The 18101-nt window shown below is 64.4% G+C and carries 18 protein-coding genes and 1 pseudogene; 15 read left to right on the top strand and 4 right to left on the bottom strand.

Going from position 1 to position 18101, the window contains the following annotated elements; genetic code table 11:
- Positions 1 to 39: 39 nt before the first annotated feature.
- Positions 40 to 879, bottom strand: coding sequence for an iron-sulfur cluster carrier protein ApbC (apbC, locus tag CU110_RS05455; protein WP_255303307.1), 840 nt, complete (start codon positions 877 to 879; stop codon positions 40 to 42).
- A 130-nt stretch (positions 880 to 1009) separates the two neighbouring features.
- Complete coding sequence (locus tag CU110_RS05450; RefSeq protein WP_077374181.1) at positions 1010 to 1723, bottom strand: RNA pseudouridine synthase; 714 nt, start codon at positions 1721 to 1723, stop codon at positions 1010 to 1012.
- Here CU110_RS05450 and CU110_RS05445 point away from each other — a divergent pair.
- The 3 genes from CU110_RS05445 to metG all read left to right on the top strand — a co-directional run bounded on the left by CU110_RS05445 (position 1722) and on the right by metG (position 5026).
- Positions 1722 to 2258 carry a cell wall hydrolase gene (locus CU110_RS05445; protein WP_127734813.1) on the top strand — a complete coding sequence of 179 codons (537 nt, stop codon included), beginning with the start codon at positions 1722 to 1724 and terminating at the stop codon, positions 2256 to 2258. The genes CU110_RS05450 and CU110_RS05445 overlap by 2 nt on opposite strands.
- A 40-nt stretch (positions 2259 to 2298) precedes the next feature.
- Positions 2299 to 2715 (top strand): hypothetical protein, encoded by a 417-nt coding sequence (locus CU110_RS16610; RefSeq protein ID WP_240665485.1) that lies wholly within the window; start codon positions 2299 to 2301, stop codon positions 2713 to 2715.
- Between the two features lie 259 nt (positions 2716 to 2974).
- Positions 2975 to 5026, top strand: coding sequence for a methionine--tRNA ligase (gene metG / locus CU110_RS05435; RefSeq protein WP_084208217.1), 2052 nt, complete (start codon positions 2975 to 2977; stop codon positions 5024 to 5026).
- A 103-nt stretch (positions 5027 to 5129) separates the two neighbouring features.
- Here the strand turns inward: metG and CU110_RS05430 are convergent, their stop codons facing one another.
- Positions 5130 to 5543, bottom strand: coding sequence for a DUF3465 domain-containing protein (locus tag CU110_RS05430; protein WP_127734806.1), 414 nt, complete (start codon positions 5541 to 5543; stop codon positions 5130 to 5132).
- Positions 5544 to 5892: 349 nt separating this feature from the next.
- Here CU110_RS05430 and rsxA point away from each other — a divergent pair, with 349 nt between their 5' ends.
- The 11 genes from rsxA to CU110_RS05375 all read left to right on the top strand — a co-directional run bounded on the left by rsxA (position 5893) and on the right by CU110_RS05375 (position 15950).
- Positions 5893 to 6474 carry an electron transport complex subunit RsxA gene (rsxA, locus tag CU110_RS05425; protein ID WP_077374196.1) on the top strand — a complete coding sequence of 194 codons (582 nt, stop codon included), beginning with the start codon at positions 5893 to 5895 and terminating at the stop codon, positions 6472 to 6474.
- A gap of 1 nt (position 6475) precedes the next feature.
- Positions 6476 to 7123, top strand: a complete 648-nt coding sequence (gene rsxB / locus CU110_RS05420; RefSeq protein WP_084208215.1) for an electron transport complex subunit RsxB — start codon at positions 6476 to 6478, stop codon at positions 7121 to 7123.
- Complete coding sequence (gene rsxC, locus CU110_RS05415; protein WP_127734803.1) at positions 7113 to 8918, top strand: electron transport complex subunit RsxC; 1806 nt, start codon at positions 7113 to 7115, stop codon at positions 8916 to 8918. Before rsxB ends, rsxC begins: the two co-directional genes overlap by 11 nt.
- Complete coding sequence (locus CU110_RS05410) at positions 8915 to 9700, top strand: hypothetical protein (RefSeq protein WP_127734799.1); 786 nt, start codon at positions 8915 to 8917, stop codon at positions 9698 to 9700. The genes rsxC and CU110_RS05410 overlap by 4 nt, the downstream gene beginning before the upstream one ends.
- Positions 9701 to 9807: 107 nt before the next feature.
- Complete coding sequence (locus CU110_RS05405) at positions 9808 to 10062, top strand: hypothetical protein (RefSeq protein WP_127734796.1); 255 nt, start codon at positions 9808 to 9810, stop codon at positions 10060 to 10062.
- A gap of 91 nt (positions 10063 to 10153) precedes the next feature.
- Positions 10154 to 11194, top strand: coding sequence for an electron transport complex subunit RsxD (gene rsxD, locus CU110_RS05400; RefSeq protein ID WP_077374202.1), 1041 nt, complete (start codon positions 10154 to 10156; stop codon positions 11192 to 11194).
- Entirely contained in the window at positions 11191 to 11970 is a 780-nt protein-coding gene (gene rsxG / locus CU110_RS05395; RefSeq protein ID WP_084208214.1) for an electron transport complex subunit RsxG, read from the top strand. Before rsxD ends, rsxG begins: the two co-directional genes overlap by 4 nt.
- Positions 11963 to 12673, top strand: a complete 711-nt coding sequence (locus tag CU110_RS05390; protein WP_084208213.1) for an electron transport complex subunit E — start codon at positions 11963 to 11965, stop codon at positions 12671 to 12673. The genes rsxG and CU110_RS05390 overlap by 8 nt, the downstream gene beginning before the upstream one ends.
- A gap of 10 nt (positions 12674 to 12683) precedes the next feature.
- Entirely contained in the window at positions 12684 to 13319 is a 636-nt protein-coding gene (nth, locus tag CU110_RS05385; protein ID WP_077374212.1) for an endonuclease III, read from the top strand.
- A gap of 63 nt (positions 13320 to 13382) precedes the next feature.
- Positions 13383 to 15590, top strand: coding sequence for an EAL domain-containing protein (locus CU110_RS05380; RefSeq protein WP_084208212.1), 2208 nt, complete (start codon positions 13383 to 13385; stop codon positions 15588 to 15590).
- Positions 15591 to 15662: 72 nt separating this feature from the next.
- On the top strand, positions 15663 to 15950 hold the full coding sequence (locus tag CU110_RS05375) for a hypothetical protein (protein WP_077374218.1): 288 nt from the start codon (positions 15663 to 15665) through the stop codon (positions 15948 to 15950).
- A 1-nt stretch (position 15951) separates the two neighbouring features.
- Here CU110_RS05375 and CU110_RS05370 read toward each other — a convergent pair whose 3' ends face one another.
- Positions 15952 to 17286, bottom strand: coding sequence for an NCS2 family permease (locus CU110_RS05370; protein WP_084208211.1), 1335 nt, complete (start codon positions 17284 to 17286; stop codon positions 15952 to 15954).
- On the opposite strand from CU110_RS05370, the pseudogene CU110_RS05365 reads away from it, so the two are divergent.
- Positions 17219 to 18091: pseudogene (locus CU110_RS05365) on the top strand (rhodanese-like domain-containing protein); the annotation flags it as partial. The gene CU110_RS05370 and the pseudogene CU110_RS05365 sit on opposite strands and share 68 nt — an antisense overlap.
- Positions 18092 to 18101 lie beyond the last annotated feature (10 nt).

Here is an 18101-nt window from a genome sequence, read left to right as displayed (position 1 = left end):
AACCTCGCGACGAGGCGACGACGGCGTGTCGGCTCAGGCTCAGCTGAAGCTGATGCTCGGGCCTTCGTCCGCCTCGGCAGTGTCCAGGGTCTCGATGACCTGACGCGCGATGGAGAGGAAGCACTTGGCCACCTCGCCTTGCGGCTCCGCGATCACGCTGGGACGACCACCATCGGCATTCTCGCGGATGCTCAGGGTCAGCGGCAGCTGGCCCAGCAGGCGAGTCTGGTATTCCTCGGCGATGCGCTCACCGCCACCGGCACCGAAGACCGCTTCACTGTGGCCACACTGGCTGCAGGTATGCGTGCTCATGTTCTCGACCACGCCCAGCACCGGCACCTTGACCTTGCGGAACATCTCGATGCCCTTCTGGGCATCCAGCAGCGCGATATCCTGCGGCGTGGTGACGATGACAGCCCCGGAGACCGGCACCTTCTGTGACAGGGTCAGCTGGATGTCACCGGTGCCCGGCGGCATGTCGATCAACAGCACGTCCAGCTCTCCCCAGGCAGTCTGGTTGAGCAGCTGCTGGAAGGCACCCGCGACCATCGGGCCACGCCAGACCATCGGGTCCTTCACGTCGACCAGGTAAGCCATCGACATGGTCTTGATGCCGTGGGCCTCGATGGGGCTGAAGACCTGCTCACCGGCCATCTCCGGACGCTGACCGGTCGGCACGCCGAACATCTGCGCCTGACTCGGCCCGTAGATGTCGGCGTCCAGCAGGCCGACCTTGAGACCTTCCTGAGCCAGCGCCAGTGCCAGATTGGCCGTCACGGTGGACTTGCCGACGCCACCCTTGCCGGAGGCGACGGCCACGATGTGCTTGATACCTTCCATATCTTGAAACTCCTGTGACGGCCTGCGCCGCGCGGTCAACGCAGCAGGCGCAGACGTCTGAACTGTCAGCGAAAAAAGCCGTGGAACACGATGGGCACAGTATGCCTGCCACCGCGATACGGGCCAAGCCGATGCACCATGTCCAAGGAAACCATGCCCCCGGGGGCAATCAGAAACGCACGTCGACCGGCAGGAAACGCCACTCGCCCGGTGCCATGCGGCCCAGCAGGATCGCGCCCAGGCGCAGACGACGGACCTCGATGACCTTGAGGCCCTGCTCCTCAACCGCGCCACGGATACCGCCCACCGGCACGCGCTTCATGGCGATGCGCAGACGGGTATCGCTCTGCCAGCTGATGCTGACCTTGGGCTTGCGGCCACGGATGTCGGCGCACAGCGCGAAGCCGATACGCTTGAGGCCGTCGTCATCAAGCGTCCCTTCCACTTCGACGACGTATTCCTGCTCCAGCTGGTCCAGGTCATCACCGAGCTTGCGGATCACGCCGCGATTCTGTGACCACACCACCAGGCCGGACTCCTGCTCGGCCAGCTCCGCCAGCGGCTGCTGGGACAGGAAATGCACCTTGAGCCAGTCGGCACCACTGTTGTCCAGCGCACTGCGCGGCGCGCCGTCACGCAGGGTGAGCGGGTCCGGCAGCGGAGCGCCCGGCGGGCGATACCACACCAGAGTCATCGGCGCGATGGGCTCCATGCTGGCGCCCTCATCGACCGTGACTTCCTCATCCGTGACCTTGAAGAACGGCGCCTCGACGACTTCGCCCGCGACTCGCACCACGCCCTGGGCGATGAGATGCTCGGCTTCACGACGTGAAATGCCCTGCTGATGGGCCAGGAACTTGGATAGACGGACGGGTTCAGTCATGGAAACTCTCAAGGCCAATGCCGTCAGCGCCGCCGCCAAGGCCGAGCGCCTCGAGAGCCTGCTGGTGCGAGGCCAGGACGATATCCCCGATGAGCTGTTGCTGACCAAGGCCGGCGCCCGCGCCATCGACCCCAATGGCCAGCGACCGGTGGACGACCCGCTGACCTGTCTGGCGCGCGCCGCCTACTGGGAAGCCAAGGGCGAAGGCCGAAGCGGCATGCAGGGCATCGTCAACGTGGTGATCAACCGCGCCGCCGACCCGCGCTTCCCCGACAGCCTCTGTGGCGTGGTCAAGCAGGGCGGCGAGAGCGGCAGCTGCCAGTTCTCCTGGTGGTGTGACGGGCGTTCCGACAGGATTCGCGAGCCGGAAGCCTACGCCGAGGCACGCGACGTGGCCCGTCAGGCGCTCAACCATCAGCTGGAAGACGTCACCGACGGCGCGCTCTACTTCCACGCCCGCTACGCCACGCCCTACTGGGCCAAGCGCTTCGTGCGCACCGCGCGCATCGGTCAGCACCTGTTCTATCGCAACTGATGTTCGGCTGGGCCGCCAGCTTGGTACGGATGAATTCGCTGTGACTGACGTGCAGCAGTCCGGCAAGCCGGCGGATGCGATGCTCCTCATGAGCATCCAGCTCGCCATCGGCGTACGCCAGCTCCCAGAGCATGCCGATCAGCTCGGTGCGCTCCTCAAGGCTCATGTGCTCGTTGAGCTGCTTGACGAAGCGGTAGTGATCCGTGGCCTGTTCGGCATCCTGTTCGGCCTGGGACAACAGGCTGGCAAGCTCATCCTTCTCCAGCGAGAAACGCTCGGCCAGCTGGCGTGCAAGCGCTTCTCGCTCGCGCACGTCGAGGTGGTCATCGGCGCGCACCACCTCGAACATCAGCACGGCCATCGCAAGCTCGGGGCCGGGTTCATCGTTGGGGCGCGCGTTGCTGCCGGGCATCATCACCTGACGGATGAGACGATTGATCTGACCGGCGACGGATAGTTGAGCTGCCATGCTGACCTCCAGAAACGGGAAAAGTGGCGTATAGCATCCTTCATGAGGGCGCCGGGAAGGGATGCAACCGCACAGTTGCGCATGGCGGCGTTGCTGGTGACGCGACGCGCCCTTCGCGCCGCCCGCACCTTCGCGATATAGTAGCGCTCATCCCGACGGGGCGATGCGTTCGCCCCTATCACGTGTCATTCCGGCGAGCCGCTGCCCTTCACGCAGCAGGCGCCCTTTACCGTCAAGACGAGGCCTCATGTCAGCGCGCAAGATTCTGGTCACCAGTGCCCTGCCCTATGCCAATGGGTCGATCCACCTGGGTCACCTGCTTGAGTACATCCAGACCGACATCTGGGTACGCTTCCAGAAAAGTCGTGGCCACGAATGCCATTACGTGTGCGCCGATGACGCCCACGGTACCGCCATCATGCTGCGGGCCGAGCAGGAAGGCGTCACCGCCGAGCAGCTGATCCAGCGCGTGAGTGACGAGCACCAGGCCGATTTCGCCAAGTTCGGTGTCGACTTTGACAACTACCACTCCACCCACTCGCCGGAGAACCGCGCCCACAGCGAGCGCATCTATCTGGCGCTGCGTGATGCCGGCCATATTGCCACCCGCGATATCGAGCAGATGTTCGATCCGGTCAAGGGCCTGTTCCTCGCCGACCGCTTCATCAAGGGCACCTGCCCGAAGTGCAAGACCGAGGACCAGTATGGCGACAACTGTGAAGCCTGTGGCGCGGCCTACACGCCGGCCGAGCTGATCGATCCGGTCTCGGCCATCTCCGGTGCTACCCCGGAAATGCGCACCTCCACGCACTACTTCTTCAAGCTGCCGAACTTCGCCGAGTTCCTCAAGGAGTGGACCAAGAGCGGCCGCGTGCAGAGCCAGATCTCCAACAAGCTGCAGGAATGGTTCGAGGCGGGTCTGGCCGAGTGGGACATCTCCCGCGATGCACCGTACTTCGGCTTCGAGATTCCGGACGCGCCGGGCAAGTACTTCTACGTGTGGCTGGACGCGCCGATCGGCTATCTCGCCAGCTTCCAGAACCTGTGCGAGAAGCAGGGCATCGACTTCGACAGCTACTGGAAGGCCGATTCCGACGCCGAGGTCTATCACTTCATCGGCAAGGACATCGTCTACTTCCACGCCCTGTTCTGGCCGGCGATGCTGGAAGGTGCCGGCATGCGCACCCCGACCGGCGTCAACTGCCATGGTTTCGTGACCGTGAACGGCGCCAAGATGTCCAAGTCGCGCGGCACCTTCATCAAGGCCGATACCTACGCGCAGTTCCTCAACCCGGAATACCTGCGCTACTACTTCGCCGCCAAGCTGACCTCCGGCGTCGATGACCTCGACCTCAACCTTGAGGACTTCACCGCCCGCGTGAATTCCGACCTGGTCGGCAAGGTGGTCAACATCGCCAGCCGCTGTGCCGGCTTCGTCAAGAAGCTGGGCGACGGCAAGCTGTCCGCCACCTGCGCCGAGCCGGAGCTGGTCGAGCGCTTCATCGCCGCTGGCGAAGGCATCGCGGCGGACTTCGAAGCCCGTGAATTCGCCCGCGCCATGCGCAAGGTGATGGAGCTGGCCGATGAAGCCAACACCTACATCGCCGACAAGGCGCCGTGGGCGATGGCCAAGGAAGACGGTCGCGAGCAGGAAGTGCTCGAGGTCTGCTCCGTGGGCATCAACCTGTTCCGTCAGCTGATGGTCTATCTGGCGCCGGTGATTCCGGAGCTGGCCGACAAGGCGCGCGACTTCCTGAACCTCGAGAGCCTGGACTGGGCCAGCCGTGAAAGCGTGCTGACCGATCATGCCATCAACAAGTTCAAGCCGCTGCTGACCCGCGTCGAGCCGGAGCGCATCGACAAGATGCTCGAAGCCTCGCGCGAAGTGCTGGTCGAGGAGCAGAAGATCAAGGACGGCACCGCCAAGGCGGAAGCTGCCGCCGCGCCGAGCCCGCTCGACGCCGATCCGATCGCCGAGGAGATCGACTTCGACACCTTCATGAAGACCGACCTGCGCGTGGCGAAGATCGTCAAGGCGGAGCACGTCGAGAAGGCGGCCAAGCTGCTCAAGCTGACATTGGATATCGGTGGCGAGACGCGCACCGTATTCTCCGGCATCAAGTCCGCCTACGCGCCGGAAGCCCTGGAAGGCCGCCTGACCGTGATGGTCGCCAACCTGGCACCGCGCAAGATGCGCTTCGGTGTCTCCGAAGGCATGGTGCTGGCCGCCGGTGATGACGAAGGCATCTACCTGCTGGAGCCGCACACCGGTGCCAAGCCGGGTCAGCGCGTCACTTGATGCACTGACATGCTGAGGGCTCTTCAGCACAACGCCCCGCCAGAGAGTCTCTGGCGGGGCGTTGTCGTTCAGGCATCTGGCTAAGGACTCGGCAGTATCACGATCACTCGTAACGACGGCCGGCATGCTCCAGCCAGCCGCCCACATGGCGGCCACCGGGATCATGATGCGTCCAGTGGATCACGCCGCCCTTGTCGGTCCACTCGTATTCCCCGTAGAAGCCGATGCGATCCCCGACCTGAAGACTGTCGATACGCGGCGCGAGATCGATGTTATGCGCCACCAGAATGGTGGTCCCGCCTGCCACTCGAATCAGGAATTTCTGATGACGACTGCCCTTGAGATCATCCCGGAGCAGGCGTATCACCTCCCCCGTGCCGCGCACCTGCACATCACTCTGCTGCGCGCGGATGGCATCGCGCAGGCGCTGCTCATCCGCGGAGCCGGTGCCCTGCTCCTGCCCCGGCCTGCGGAGAGCGGAAGTCGCTCCACCACTGTGTGAGCGAAAGGTTGCCATTGCCCGTCAGCTGGGAAATTCCCGCCAGGATGACCACGATGACAATGACCCACAACGGCCGCCTGCCGCGCGAACCCGATCGACGCATATCCCACTCCTTGTGCAATCCCTTGAGGATGAAGAGACACTGGCAACGCCAAAATCATAAAAAGTAATAAAGGAATTCTTCTTTATTACTTCAAGAACCAAGCAAAACACGAAACAATGGCCGTCTCACACTGGCAACACTGCGCCTTGATTGCCACGCTACAGGCTGTCGGCAGGCAGTATCTTGCGTATAATGCTGCCGCGCTCGACGCTCCCGTACACCAGAGCGCCTTCGAAACACCCTGACCGAGCGACGCCCCTGATGAGTGAATACCTTCTTATCCTGATCAGCACCATCCTGGTCAACAATTTCGTGCTGGTTCAGTTCCTCGGCCTGTGCCCGTTCATGGGGGTCTCCAACAAGCTGGAGTCGGCGATGGGCATGTCGCTGGCCACCACCTTCGTGCTCACTCTGTCCTCGATGTGCGCCTACCTGACCTACCACTTCATCCTCGCGCCGCTGGGGCTTGAGTACCTGCGCACCATCGCGTTTATCATGGTGATTGCCGTGGTGGTGCAGTTCACCGAGATGGTGGTCAAGAAGACCAGTCCGCTGCTCTACCAGGTGCTGGGCATCTTCCTGCCGCTGATCACCACCAACTGTGCGGTGCTCGGCGTGGCGCTGCTGACCCTGAACCGCAATTCAAGCTTCATGGAAGCCACGCTCTACGGTTTCGGTGCGGCCGTGGGCTTCTCGCTGGTGCTGGTGCTGTTCGCCGCCATGCGTGAGCGCCTGGCCTTCGCCGATGTGCCACGCCCCTTCCAGGGCCCGGCCATCGCGATGATCACCGCCAGCCTGATGTCGCTGGCCTTCCTCGGCTTCTCCGGACTGGTGCAGATCTGACATGCTCGATTTCCTCAACGACCATACGCTGATCTCCGCCATCATCGCGCTGGTGGCCATGGCGATCGTCTTCGGTGGCCTGCTCGGCTTCGCCTCGGTGGCCTTCAAGGTCGAGGGCGACCCCATCGTCGAGCAGATCGACCAGCTGCTGCCGCAGACCCAGTGCGGCCAGTGCGGCTATCCGGGCTGCAAGCCCTATGCCCAGGCCATCGCCGAGGGGGACGAGATCAACAAGTGCCCACCGGGTGGCGAGAGCACCATCGCCTCGCTGGCCGACCTGCTGGGGCGCGAGGCCACGCCGCTGGATGGCGATGCCGACAACGCCCCCAAGGTGGCGGTGATTCGCGAAGACGAATGCATCGGCTGCACCAAGTGCATCCAGGCCTGTCCGGTGGACGCCATCCTGGGCGCCGCCAAGCACATGCATACCGTGATCGCCGACGAATGCACCGGCTGCGACCTGTGCGTCGAGCCCTGCCCGGTGGACTGCATCGACATGGTGCCGGTCGCCACCGACGTGCGCAGCTGGCACTGGCCACAGCCGGCCGGCCCGACCCGAGACAATACCCGCTTCAGCGGCAGCCTGATCGTCACTGACGCTGCCCCGCAAGAGCGCGCTACCGCCACCTCTGCAAGGAATGTCGCCTGATGGTTCTGTCGTTGCTCAAGTCCATGGTGACGTCCGTGACAGCGCTCCCCGCGTATTCGACTTCCACGGCGGCATTCACCCGCCGGAACACAAGGCACTCTCCAATCGCGCCCCGCTGGTGGCTGCCCCGTTGCCCCATGAGGTGGTACTGCCGCTCAGTCAGCATATCGGCGCGCCCGCCCAGCCGCTGGTGGAGATCGGCCAGCGCGTGAAGACCGGTGAGCTGATCGCTCGCGCCCAGGGCATGATCTCCGCGCCGGTGCATGCCAGCATCACCGGCGTGGTCACCGCCATCGAGCCGCGTCAGATCCCTCACGTCTCGGGCCTGGAAGATCTGTGCATCGTGATCGAGCGTGACAGCGAGATCGATGAATGGGCGCGCCTTGAGGCCTGGCGCGACTGGCGCCAGCAGGAAGCCCAGGACCTGATCCAGCGCCTGCAGGATGCCGGCGTGGTCGGCCAGGGCGGTGCGGGCTTCCCCTCGGCGGTGAAGGCGCGCGTGCGTGAGCGCCACGCCATCGACACCCTGATTCTGAACGCGGCGGAGTGTGAGCCTTACATCACCGCCGATGACCTGACCATGCGCACGCATCCGGAAGCGCTGATCGAAGGGCTCGAGATTCTCGCCAGCCTGATCGGCCCCGAGTGCATCCTGATCGGTATCGAGGACAACAAGCCCGAGGCCGTCATCGCGCTGGAGCAGGCGATTCGCGCCCGGCGTGCCGACAAGCGCCTGCCGCCGCTGGATTCACGTCTGGAAGTCGTAGTGGTGCCGACCAAGTACCCCTCCGGCGGTGAGAAGCAGCTGATCAAGCTGCTGACTGATCGCGAAGTGCCCAGTCGCGGCCTGCCCGCGGATGTCGGCGTGGTGGTGCACAATCCGGGCACCGTGCGCGCGGTGCAGCGTGCGGTGTGCTTCGGCGAGCCGATGATCTCGCGGGTCGTCACCCTGACCGGCGAGGCCCTGCAGCACCCGCACAACGTCGAGGCTCGCCTGGGCACCGCCATCGGTGACCTGCTGCGCCTGGCTGCTCCTTCTGCGAGCGGCATCGCCCGTCTGGTGATGGGTGGGCCGATGATGGGCTTCACCCTCGAGAGTGACGCCCTGCCGATCATCAAGACCACCAATTGTCTGCTGGCCTCCTCGCCTGAGGCGGTGCCGGCCCCCGCTGTCGAGCAACCCTGCATCCGCTGTGGCATGTGCGAGCAGGCATGTCCGGCGGAGCTGCTCCCGCAGCAGCTCTACTGGTTCTCCAAGTCTCGCGAGTTCGACAAGGCCGAGCTCTACAACCTCGCGGACTGCATCGAGTGCGGTGCCTGCTCCTATGTCTGCCCCAGCCAGATTCCGCTGGTGCAGTATTACCGCTTCGCCAAGGGCGAGATTCGTACCGCCCAGCACGACGCGCGCAAGTCAGAGCGCGCCCGTCACCGCTTCGAGTTCAAGCAGGCGCGCATGGCACGCGAGGAAGCCGAGAAGGAAGCCAAGCGCCAGCAGCGTGCCCAGGCCGCCCAGAAGGCCGCCTCAGCGCGCGCCGAGACCGCGACTGCCGCCGATACGACGTCCACAGCGAGTGCCGCCGCTCCGTCGGCGCCGGCAGCGGCGACGGACCTCAAGGCCTTCAAGACGGCGCGCGCCGCGGCCAACATTGCCCTCAAGAAGGCCGAGAAGGCGCTCAAGGCGGCTCAGGACAGTGGCGAGAGCAGCGCCAGTGATCTTGCGGCGCTTGAGGCCAACGTGACCGCGGCCAAGGCCAAGCTTGCCAGCGCCGAGAGCCGCCCTCAAGGCCGCCAGTGAGGCAAGCGAGTCAGCTGCCCCTGCTGCGGCGCCCCGCACCTCCACGACCCGCCGCCGCTGCGCCCGCAGCCGACCTCAAGGCGCTCAAGACGGCGCGTGCCGCCGCCAACATCGCCGTCAAGAAGGCCGAGAAGGCCCTCAAGACGGCACAGGACAGTGGCGAGTGCAGCGCCAGTGACATCGCGGCGCTGGAGGCCAGCGTCACGGATGCCAGGGCCCGACTGGCCAAGGCCGAGAGCCGACCTCAAGGCCGCCAGCGACGGCCAGCGAGTCCGACGCAGCGGCCCCAGCCTCAGCTCCGGCCAACACTGCGCGTCGGCAAGCACCGCTGCGCAGCGACAGCTGCCAGCCGCTGCGGCCCGGCAGCCGATCTCAAGGCCCTCAAGACGGCGCGTGCCGCCGCCAACATCGCCGTCAAGAAGGCCGAGAAGGCCCTCAAGACGGCACAGGATAGCGGTGAGGGTGACATCGCGGCGCTGGAGGCCAGCGTGACAGATGCCAGGGCGCGACTTGCCAAGGCCGAAGCCGACCTCAAGGCCGCCAGCGACGCCTCCTCGAGTCAGCTGCGCCTGCTGCGGCAAGCACCTGCACGACAGGCGCAGCTGCCCCGGCTGCCGATCTCAAGGCGCTCAAGACGGCGCGTGCAGCCGCCAATATCGCGGTCAAGAAGGCCGAGAAGGCGCTGGCCCGCGCCAGCGAAAGCGGTGAAGGCGATATCGAGGACCTGCAGACCCTGCTGGCCACCGCACAGGAAAACCTGCGCGCCGCCGAGGTTCGCCTGACCAGCGCGCAAGCTGACGGCACTGACGCGCCGCCTGCCGCCAAGGGCGCGGGTGAATTGATTCCCGAGGCCCCCAAGGCTGCCGCAGGATCGGTGGGACGTGGCAGCATGGCCAGCAACGTGACGCTCTCCCAGGCCGAGATCGAGGCATCGCGCGCCGAGAACCTCGCCAAGCGTCACAAGCAGGTCAGCATCGCGGTCAAGGCGGCCGAGGCGGCCCATCGCAAGGCAGAGGCGGCACTGAGCGAGGCAGATGACGAAAGCCGCCAGCGACTGGCCACCAAGGTCGACCGTACGCGCCGCAATCTGGAACACGCCCGCGAGTCGCTGGCCGAGGTACAGGCACTGGTGGACGCGCAATGAGTGACGCGCGTTCCTTCACCGCCCCCTTGGCAGGCCGCTGCACCGCACGCCACACGTCATTGTCCATTTACCGCAAGGATCTGAACGCCTCATGAGCCTGATGCACGCAAGCTCTCCCCATGCCCATGGGCCCACCGCCACCTCGCGCGTGATGGCCTGGGTGCTGGCTGCCACGCTGCCGGGCATCGCCGTACTCTGCTGGCACTATGGCTGGGGCGTGCTGTTCAATCTCGTCTTCGCCTGCCTGACCGGCATCGCGCTCGAGGCGCTGTTGCTCAAGCTGCGCGGACGGCCGGTCAGCTTCTTCCTCAAGGACAACTCGGCGCTCGTCACCTGCGTGCTGCTGGCCGTCTCGCTGCCGCCGCTGGCCCCCTGGTGGCTGGTACTGACCGGCGTGGTCGCGGCCATCGTGGTCGCCAAGCAGCTCTACGGCGGCCTGGGCCAGAATCCGTTCAATCCGGCGATGGTCGCCTATGCGCTGCTGCTGATCTCCTTCCCGGTCGAGATGTCGCGCTGGTCGGCCCCCGATGGCTTCACGCTCGGCTTCGCCGACAGCCTCAGGCAGTTCTTCGGCATGATCGCCACGCCGGATGCCCTGACCGGCGCCACACCGCTGGACGCCTTCCGCAACAAGGGCGAGCTTTCCAGCAGCGAGTTCTGGGCCGACCCGAGCCTGCTGCCCGCCGCCAACCTGCTGGCCTGGCAGCAGACCGCCATCGCCTGGGGCCTCGGCGGCCTGGTGCTGCTGGCACGTCGCCTGATCACCTGGCATATCCCGGTGGCGATGCTGGGCAGCCTGAGCGTGATCTCGGGTATCTTCTTCTTGATGGAGGGCGATCAGCATGCCAGCCCGCTGTTCCACCTGCTATGCGGCGCGGCGATCTTCGGTGCCTTCTTCATCGCCACCGACCCCGTCACGGCGGCGACCTCCAACAAGGGCAAGCTCTACTACGGCGCGGGTATCGGCGTGCTGATCTATCTGATTCGCACCTTCGGTGCCTATCCGGATGCCATCGCCTTTGCGGTGCTGCTGATGAACTTCAGCGTACCGTTCATCGATTACTACACGCAGCCCCGCAGCTATGGCCACAAGAAGGCCCGTCGCGGCATCAAGCTGGAGGACAAGGCATGAGCCTGACGCCGGATCAGCCCGAACAGCAAACCCAGGCCGCGCGAGGCCTGAAGCACAACATCGCGCGGGCCGCCTCGGGCCTGGCGGTGTTCGCCATCGTCACCGCCGGCGTGGTGGCCGTCACCCAGATGACCACCGCCGACACCATCGCGGACAACGAGCGTGCCGCCCAGAGCGCCGCGCTTGCCGAGATCATCCCGCCGTCACTGCACGACAATGACCTGCTCGACGATGCCTTCGTCCTGCCGCCCTCCCAGGTGCTGGGACTGGAAAGCGCCGACACCGGCTGGCGCGCCACTCGGGATGGCAAGACCGTCGCGGTACTGCTGCCGGTGGTCACCGGCAAGGGCTACAGCGGCGATATCCGCCTGCTGGTCGGTATCCGGGCAGATGGCAGCGTGGCCGGCGTGCGCGCCGTCAAGCACGCCGAGACCCCGGGACTGGGCGACAAGATCGAAGCCCGCAAGTCCGGATGGATCCATGAGTTCGACGACCAGACGCTCAGCTCGGTGGAATGGAAGGTGCAGAAGGATGGCGGAGACTTCGACCAGTTCACCGGCGCGACCATCACCCCGCGTGCGGTCGTGGGGGCCGTGCGTCAGGCACTGATCTACTTCATGGCGCATCGCACGGCGCTGCTGGCCGGCGACAGCGAGACGCTGACCGCGACACGCCGCGCCGCCAAGGCACAGGACACCGCACACGCTCCCTCCGCTGACGGCACGCTTGCGCCATCAGCGACTTCTGAACACGGCGGAGATGAACCTCATGAGTGATATCTCACTTGGCAAGATCAGCCGCGACGGCCTGTGGGACAACAACCCAGCGCTGGTACAGCTGCTGGGCCTGTGTCCGCTGCTGGCCGTCACCGCCAGCGTCGTCAATGCCATCGGCCTGGGACTTGCCACCCTGCTGGTGTTGGTCGGCTCCAACGTGGCGGTGTCACTGATCCGCAATCTGGTGCCGTCGGCGGTACGCCTGCCGGCCTTCGTGATGATCATCGCCTCCTTCGTGACCTGCGCTGAGCTGTTGATGAAGGCGTATACCTATGAGCTCTACCAGATTCTGGGCATCTTCATTCCGCTGATCGTCACCAACTGCGCGATTCTCGGGCGTGCCGATGCCTTCGCCGCCAAGCACCCGGTGCTGCCGGCGGCCACCGATGGGCTGATGATGGGGCTGGGCTTCATGGCCGTGCTGGTACTGCTGGGCGGCATGCGCGAGCTGTTCGGTCAAGGCACGCTGTTTGCGGGCATGGAGCTGCTGCTCGGGCCGGTGGCCGCAGACTGGAAGCTGACGCTGTTCCCGGACTACTCCTTCCTGTTCCTGGTGCTGCCGCCCGGCGCCTTCTTCTGCATGGGGCTGATCATCGCGGGCAAGAAGACCATCGATGAGCGCCTCGAGCAGCGCCGCAAGGCAGCAGCCGTGGATGCGCCCAAGGCCTCGCGTCGCGTGCGCGTCACCGGCACGATTTCCTGACCGAGCTGCCATGAACGCCCAGAAACGTCTCGAGATCTTCACCCGCCTGCGCAACGAGAATCCAGAGCCACGCACGGAGCTTGAGTGGTCGACGCCCTTCGAGCTGTTGATCGCGGTCCTGCTCTCGGCCCAGGCCACGGATGTGGGCGTCAACAAGGCCACCGCCAGGCTGTATCCGGTCGCCAATACCCCGGAGAGCATTCTGGCGCTGGGCGTCGAGGGACTGAAGGAGTACATCAAGACGATCGGGCTTTTCAATACCAAGGCCGAGAACGTCATCAAGACCTGCCGCATGCTGATCGAGCAGCATGGAAGTGAGGTGCCGCAGACCCGCGAGGCACTGGAAGCGTTGCCCGGCGTGGGCCGCAAGACCGCCAACGTGGTGCTCAACACCGCCTTCGGTCAGCCGACCATGGCGGTGGACACGCACATCTTCCGCGTCTCCAATCGCACGCGAATCGCGCCGGGCAAGAACGTGCTGGAGGTCGAGCACAAGCTGATGCGCCATGTACCGAAGGAGTTTCTGGTCGACGCCCATCACTGGCTGATCCTGCATGGCCGCTACACCTGCGTGGCACGCAAACCACGCTGCGGCAGCTGCGTGATCGAGGATCTCTGCGAGTACAAGGACAAGGTAGACCTCTAACACATCAGAACATCAGGCGGCAACGTAGACTGGAGGCTGTCTCCATCGCCCCGGGAACCCGCCATGGCCGCACCTTCCGATGCCGAGGGACGCCACCCTTCGCATTCAGAAGTCTCCACCGAGACCCTAGCGTCTGACGACGACAGCCTGCATGCACGACTGCAGGCCATGTCGTCACGTCTCGAGGCACTGCAAGCCGAGAACCATCTGCTGCGCACGCTGGTCGATACCCATCCCGACATCCTGTTCATCAAGGATGCCAAGGGGCTGTTTCGCTTCGCCAATCGCACCCTGACCGACTTCTACGGCACCACGCTCGAAGACATCATCGGACGCGACGACAGTCATTACACCGGCAATACCGAGCAGAGCCGCTTCTTCCGCCGCAGCGTGGAGCAGGTGCTCAGCAAGTTCGAGCGTGAGCAGGTCTTCGAGGATGCCACCGACGGCACCACCGGCGAGATCAATCATTTCCGCTCCATCAAGCAGCCCTTCCATGACATTCATGGCAAGCCGCTGGTCGCCGTGCTGGCGCACAACATCACCGCGGAAGTCCGTGAGCATGAGCGCAAGAGCCGTCATATCGATCATATCTATGACACCTCGCTGGAAGGCTTCTGGGACTGGAACATCACCAACAGCTCCGTGACGCACAATCGGCGCTGGTCCGAGATCCTGAACGTCCCCCACGACGAGCTGCACAACAGCCTCGAGGAATTCGCCAGCCTGCTGCATCCCGAGGACACGCCGGAAGTCATGGTCGCCATCCAGGACTGCCTGGAAGGCGGGACACCCTACTACCATCGCCATCGCATGCTGACACGGGACGGGAATGTCGTCTGGGTCATCGACAAGGGGGACGTGATCGAACGTGATCACGACGGCACTCCCCTGCGCATGATCGGTTCCATCACCGACATCACGCGCATCGTCGAATCAGAAGCCCTGCTGCATCAGCACAGTCGCTTCGACCCTCTCACCAAGCTGGCCAATCGCGCCACGCTGATTGATGCGCTGCAGCAGGCGATCATCATCATGGACGCCAGAGACACTCACGGGGCGCTCATCTTCATCGACCTGGATCACTTCAAGAAGATCAATGACCTGCTGGGGCATACCACCGGCGACCATCTGTTGATCGAAGTGGCCCACCGCCTGACCGGCCAGGTGCGGGAGACGGATCTTGTCGCGCGCTTTGGCGGGGACGAGTTCGTCATCCTGGTACAGCCCTTGAGCCATGACCCGCAGGCAGCCTGTCGTGAACTGGATGAGCTGATGGAGCGTCTGCAGCAGGCGCTCAACCAGCCCTATACGCTCTCCGACCCGCAGTCGCAGCCACTGGATCATCACAGCTCGGCCAGTCTGGGCAGCATCATGTTCCATGATCGCGCCCTGAGTGCGGAGGAGCTCATCCGCCGCGCCGATATCGCGATGTATCGCGCCAAGGAAGCCGGACGCAACCAGACCGTTCGCTTTGACCCCAGCATGCGCGTGGAGCTTGAGCGGGCCGTGCAGCTGGAAAATGACCTGCGTCGCGCCATCGAGCACGAAGAGCTTTACATGGAGCTTCAGCCGCAATTCGACAGAGGGCTCAAGCTGGTCGGCGCTGAATGCCTGTTGCGCTGGCGACATCCTCGGTTCGGCAACATCTCCCCCTATGAATTCATCCCGCTGGCCGAGAAGAGCCAGCTGATCGACAGCCTCGGCGACTGGGTACTGGAACAGGCCTGCAGGCTGCTGGCGGGCTGGCAGAACGGCACCGGTTTCGCCGAGCTCTATCTATCTGTCAATGTCAGCGTCAAACAGCTGGAATCACCGCACTACGTCAGCAATGTCGCCAGAACGCTCGGCCAGCACACCCTCTCCCCTGAATACCTGCAACTGGAACTGACCGAGAATGTCTTCGCGACCGACATGCCAGCCACGGTGGCACGCATGCATGAATTGCGCTCGCTGGGGCTGCGGCTGTCACTGGATGATTTCGGCACCGGCTTCTCCTCGCTGACCTACATCAAGCACCTGCCCTTCGATGAGCTCAAGGTGGATCGCAGCTTCGTCAATGATCTCGAGAACGACGAGATGAACCGCCGGATGGTGAACTTCATGGTGCAGCTGGGGCATGAACTGGGCATGTGCGTGGTGGCGGAAGGCGTTGAGACCTCCAGACAGCGAGAGCTGCTGCTGGAGATGGGCTGCGACGCCCTGCAGGGCTACCTGATGGACAAGCCCATGGGGATCGACGATTTCACCGCCAGGTACCTGGACACCTGATGGTGCAACGACAGCGTCCACGCCGCATTCATGGCACACTGTGGCCTCTTTTCTGTCCGGATACCGTGCGCAATGGAAGACTTCTTCAACTGGATCGGCACTCAGCTTGGCGCCGCCATCCGCTTCATCGTGGAGGGCCTGAGCGGCTTCTTCGCCAATTTCGACGACGCCCTCAAGGGCTTCTTCAGTGGTCTGGCCGGTGAGCTGGGCATGAGCACCTCCCTGTTCAGTCTGCTGGGCCTGGTGTTCGGGCTGTATCTGCTGTTCAAGGGCGTCACGTCACTGCTCAGAGGTTCGATCATCGGCGGCATCCTGCTGGTGTTCCTCGGACTGACCTTCCTGGGCTGGATGATCGCCTGACTCAGCCTTCCAGCAACAGCAGGATCGACAGCGCGAACAGCACCCACATGGTCGGGCGAATCTCCCGCGCCTTGCCGACCCCCAGCTTGATGATCACGAAGCTCAGGAAGCCGAACACGATCCCGTGGGTGATGGAGTAGGTCAGCGGGATCATCACCATGGCGATGAAGGCCGGAATCGCATCATCGAACTGGTGCCAGTGAATCTTGCGAATCGGCTCCATCATGAACACGCCGACCAGAATCAGCGCCGGCGCGGTGGCGATGGCAGGCACCAGCGACAGCAACGGCGCCAGGAACAGGAACGGCAGGAAGCACAGTGCCACGACCACGGCGACGAGACCGGTGCGCCCACCCTGGCTGATACCGGCCGCCGATTCGATATAGGCGTTGGCAGGGCTGGTGCCCAGCGGTGCGGAGACCAGCGCCGAGAAGGCATCGACCATCATCGAGCGACGGATGTTGCGCGGGTCACCATTCTCATCCTTCAGATTGCCCGCCTCAGCGACCGCCATGAAGGTGGACAGGGCATCGAAGAACACCGTGAACAGGATGACGAAGATGAAGGGCACGTAGGCGATCTTCAGTGAGCCCATGAAATCCAGTGCCAGCAGGCCGCTGAAATCAGGTGCCGCGAAGATGCCGGTGAAGTTGACCAGCGTCGGCTGCGCGATCTCGGGCGGGAAGTAGGCAGTCCCGTCCCCCCACAGACGGCCGATGGTGGCCGCCATCAGGGTGGTCGCCACGATGCCGATGATCAAGGCGCCATGGATACGTCTGGCGACCAGAACCGCCGTCAGCGCCAGCCCGATCATGAAGATCACCAGCGAGGGCGTCATGGGGGCGACACTGACCACGGTGACGGGGTTGGACACGATCAGCTTGGCATTCACCAGCCCGATCAGGGTGATGAACAGGCCGATACCGCAGGCAATCGCATAGCGCAGCTGAGCGGGAATCGCATCGATGACCAGACGTCGCACGTTGAACAGCGCCAGGATGGCGAAGATGACACCCGCCCAGAAGACGCACCCCAGCGCGACCTCCCAGCGCATGCCGGTCCCCAGCACCATGGTGTAGGCGAACAGGGCATTGATGCCCATGCCCGGTGCCACCAGGATCGGATTGCGGGCGTACAGTCCCATCATCAGGCTGCCGAAGAAGCTGACCAGCACGGTGGCGGTCAGTGCGGCACTGAACGGCATACCCGTAGCGGACAGGATGCCGGGATTGACCACGATGATGTACATCGAAGCCAGGAAGGTGGCAATGCCTGCCAGCACTTCCGTGCGCGTCGTGGTGCCTTCGGCGCGAAGTGAAAAGAGGCGCTCGAACAAGGTGAACCTGCTGCCCTTGATCGTCGAGCCTGCGCAGCTGCTGCCGCTGCTTGACCACCCGGACATCGTGATCGTCGATGTTCCGCTCAAGGCCGAGAGTCATGCCAGTCATGTGCCCGGCGCACGCCTGCTCGACTTCAAGCGCCTGGTCGGCAGCAACGAGGACGAGATCCCCGGCGTGCCGAGCCCACAGGCGCTGTCCGACATCATGTCCGAGCTGGGCATCACGCGGGACAGCCATGTCGTCGCCTATGACGACGAAGGCGGTGGCTGGGCAGGTCGTCTGCTGTGGACCCTCGCGCTGCTGGGCCACACGCGCTTCAGTTATCTCAACGGCGGTCTGCATGCCTGGCAGGGTGAAGGACTTGCCCTGAGTGAGGCTGCCAGCGAATGGCAGGCCAGCGAATATCACGCCGCCTATGTCGATACCAGCGTGATGGCGACCCGCGAGGACATTCTCGAGCGCCTGTCCGCCGAGGCCCCCGAGGAGAAGGTCGTGGTGTGGGATGCCCGTTCACTGGAGGAGTATCGCGGAGAAAAAGGCCAGAACGCGCGTCTTGGCCATATCCCCGGCGCCGTGCACTTCGAGTGGACCGAGGCCATGGACCGCGAGCGCGACCTGCGCATTCGTGACTATGCCGAGCTGATCACCGAGCTGGGCGCGCGGGGCATCAGTCCCGAGCAGCATGTGGTGACGCACTGCCAGAGCCACCACCGCTCAGGCCTGACCTGGCTGGTGGGGCGTGCACTGGGGTTCGAGGACATTCGCGCCTATCCCGGTTCCTGGAAGGAATGGGGCAATCGCTGCAAGGATC

The sequence above is a fragment of the Cobetia sp. ICG0124 genome, assembly GCF_004006355.1.
GTDB classification, from domain to species: Bacteria; Pseudomonadota; Gammaproteobacteria; order Pseudomonadales; family Halomonadaceae; genus Cobetia; species Cobetia marina.
This window is presented reverse-complemented; position numbering and strand designations above follow the sequence as displayed.

Coding starts and splice junctions, on each gene's coding strand:
- CU110_RS05445 (WP_127734813.1), top strand. CDS start 1,722: ATGGAAACTCTCAAGGCCAATGCCGTCAGCGCCGCCGCCAAGGCCGAG.
- CU110_RS05450 (WP_077374181.1), bottom strand. CDS start 1,723: ATGACTGAACCCGTCCGTCTATCCAAGTTCCTGGCCCATCAGCAGGGC.
- metG (WP_084208217.1), top strand. CDS start 2,975: ATGTCAGCGCGCAAGATTCTGGTCACCAGTGCCCTGCCCTATGCCAAT.
- CU110_RS05430 (WP_127734806.1), bottom strand. CDS start 5,543: ATGGCAACCTTTCGCTCACACAGTGGTGGAGCGACTTCCGCTCTCCGC.
- rsxA (WP_077374196.1), top strand. CDS start 5,893: ATGAGTGAATACCTTCTTATCCTGATCAGCACCATCCTGGTCAACAAT.
- rsxB (WP_084208215.1), top strand. CDS start 6,476: ATGCTCGATTTCCTCAACGACCATACGCTGATCTCCGCCATCATCGCG.
- rsxC (WP_127734803.1), top strand. CDS start 7,113: ATGTCGCCTGATGGTTCTGTCGTTGCTCAAGTCCATGGTGACGTCCGT.
- CU110_RS05405 (WP_127734796.1), top strand. CDS start 9,808: ATGGCCAGCAACGTGACGCTCTCCCAGGCCGAGATCGAGGCATCGCGC.
- rsxD (WP_077374202.1), top strand. CDS start 10,154: ATGAGCCTGATGCACGCAAGCTCTCCCCATGCCCATGGGCCCACCGCC.
- rsxG (WP_084208214.1), top strand. CDS start 11,191: ATGAGCCTGACGCCGGATCAGCCCGAACAGCAAACCCAGGCCGCGCGA.
- CU110_RS05390 (WP_084208213.1), top strand. CDS start 11,963: ATGAGTGATATCTCACTTGGCAAGATCAGCCGCGACGGCCTGTGGGAC.
- nth (WP_077374212.1), top strand. CDS start 12,684: ATGAACGCCCAGAAACGTCTCGAGATCTTCACCCGCCTGCGCAACGAG.
- CU110_RS05380 (WP_084208212.1), top strand. CDS start 13,383: ATGGCCGCACCTTCCGATGCCGAGGGACGCCACCCTTCGCATTCAGAA.
- CU110_RS05375 (WP_077374218.1), top strand. CDS start 15,663: ATGGAAGACTTCTTCAACTGGATCGGCACTCAGCTTGGCGCCGCCATC.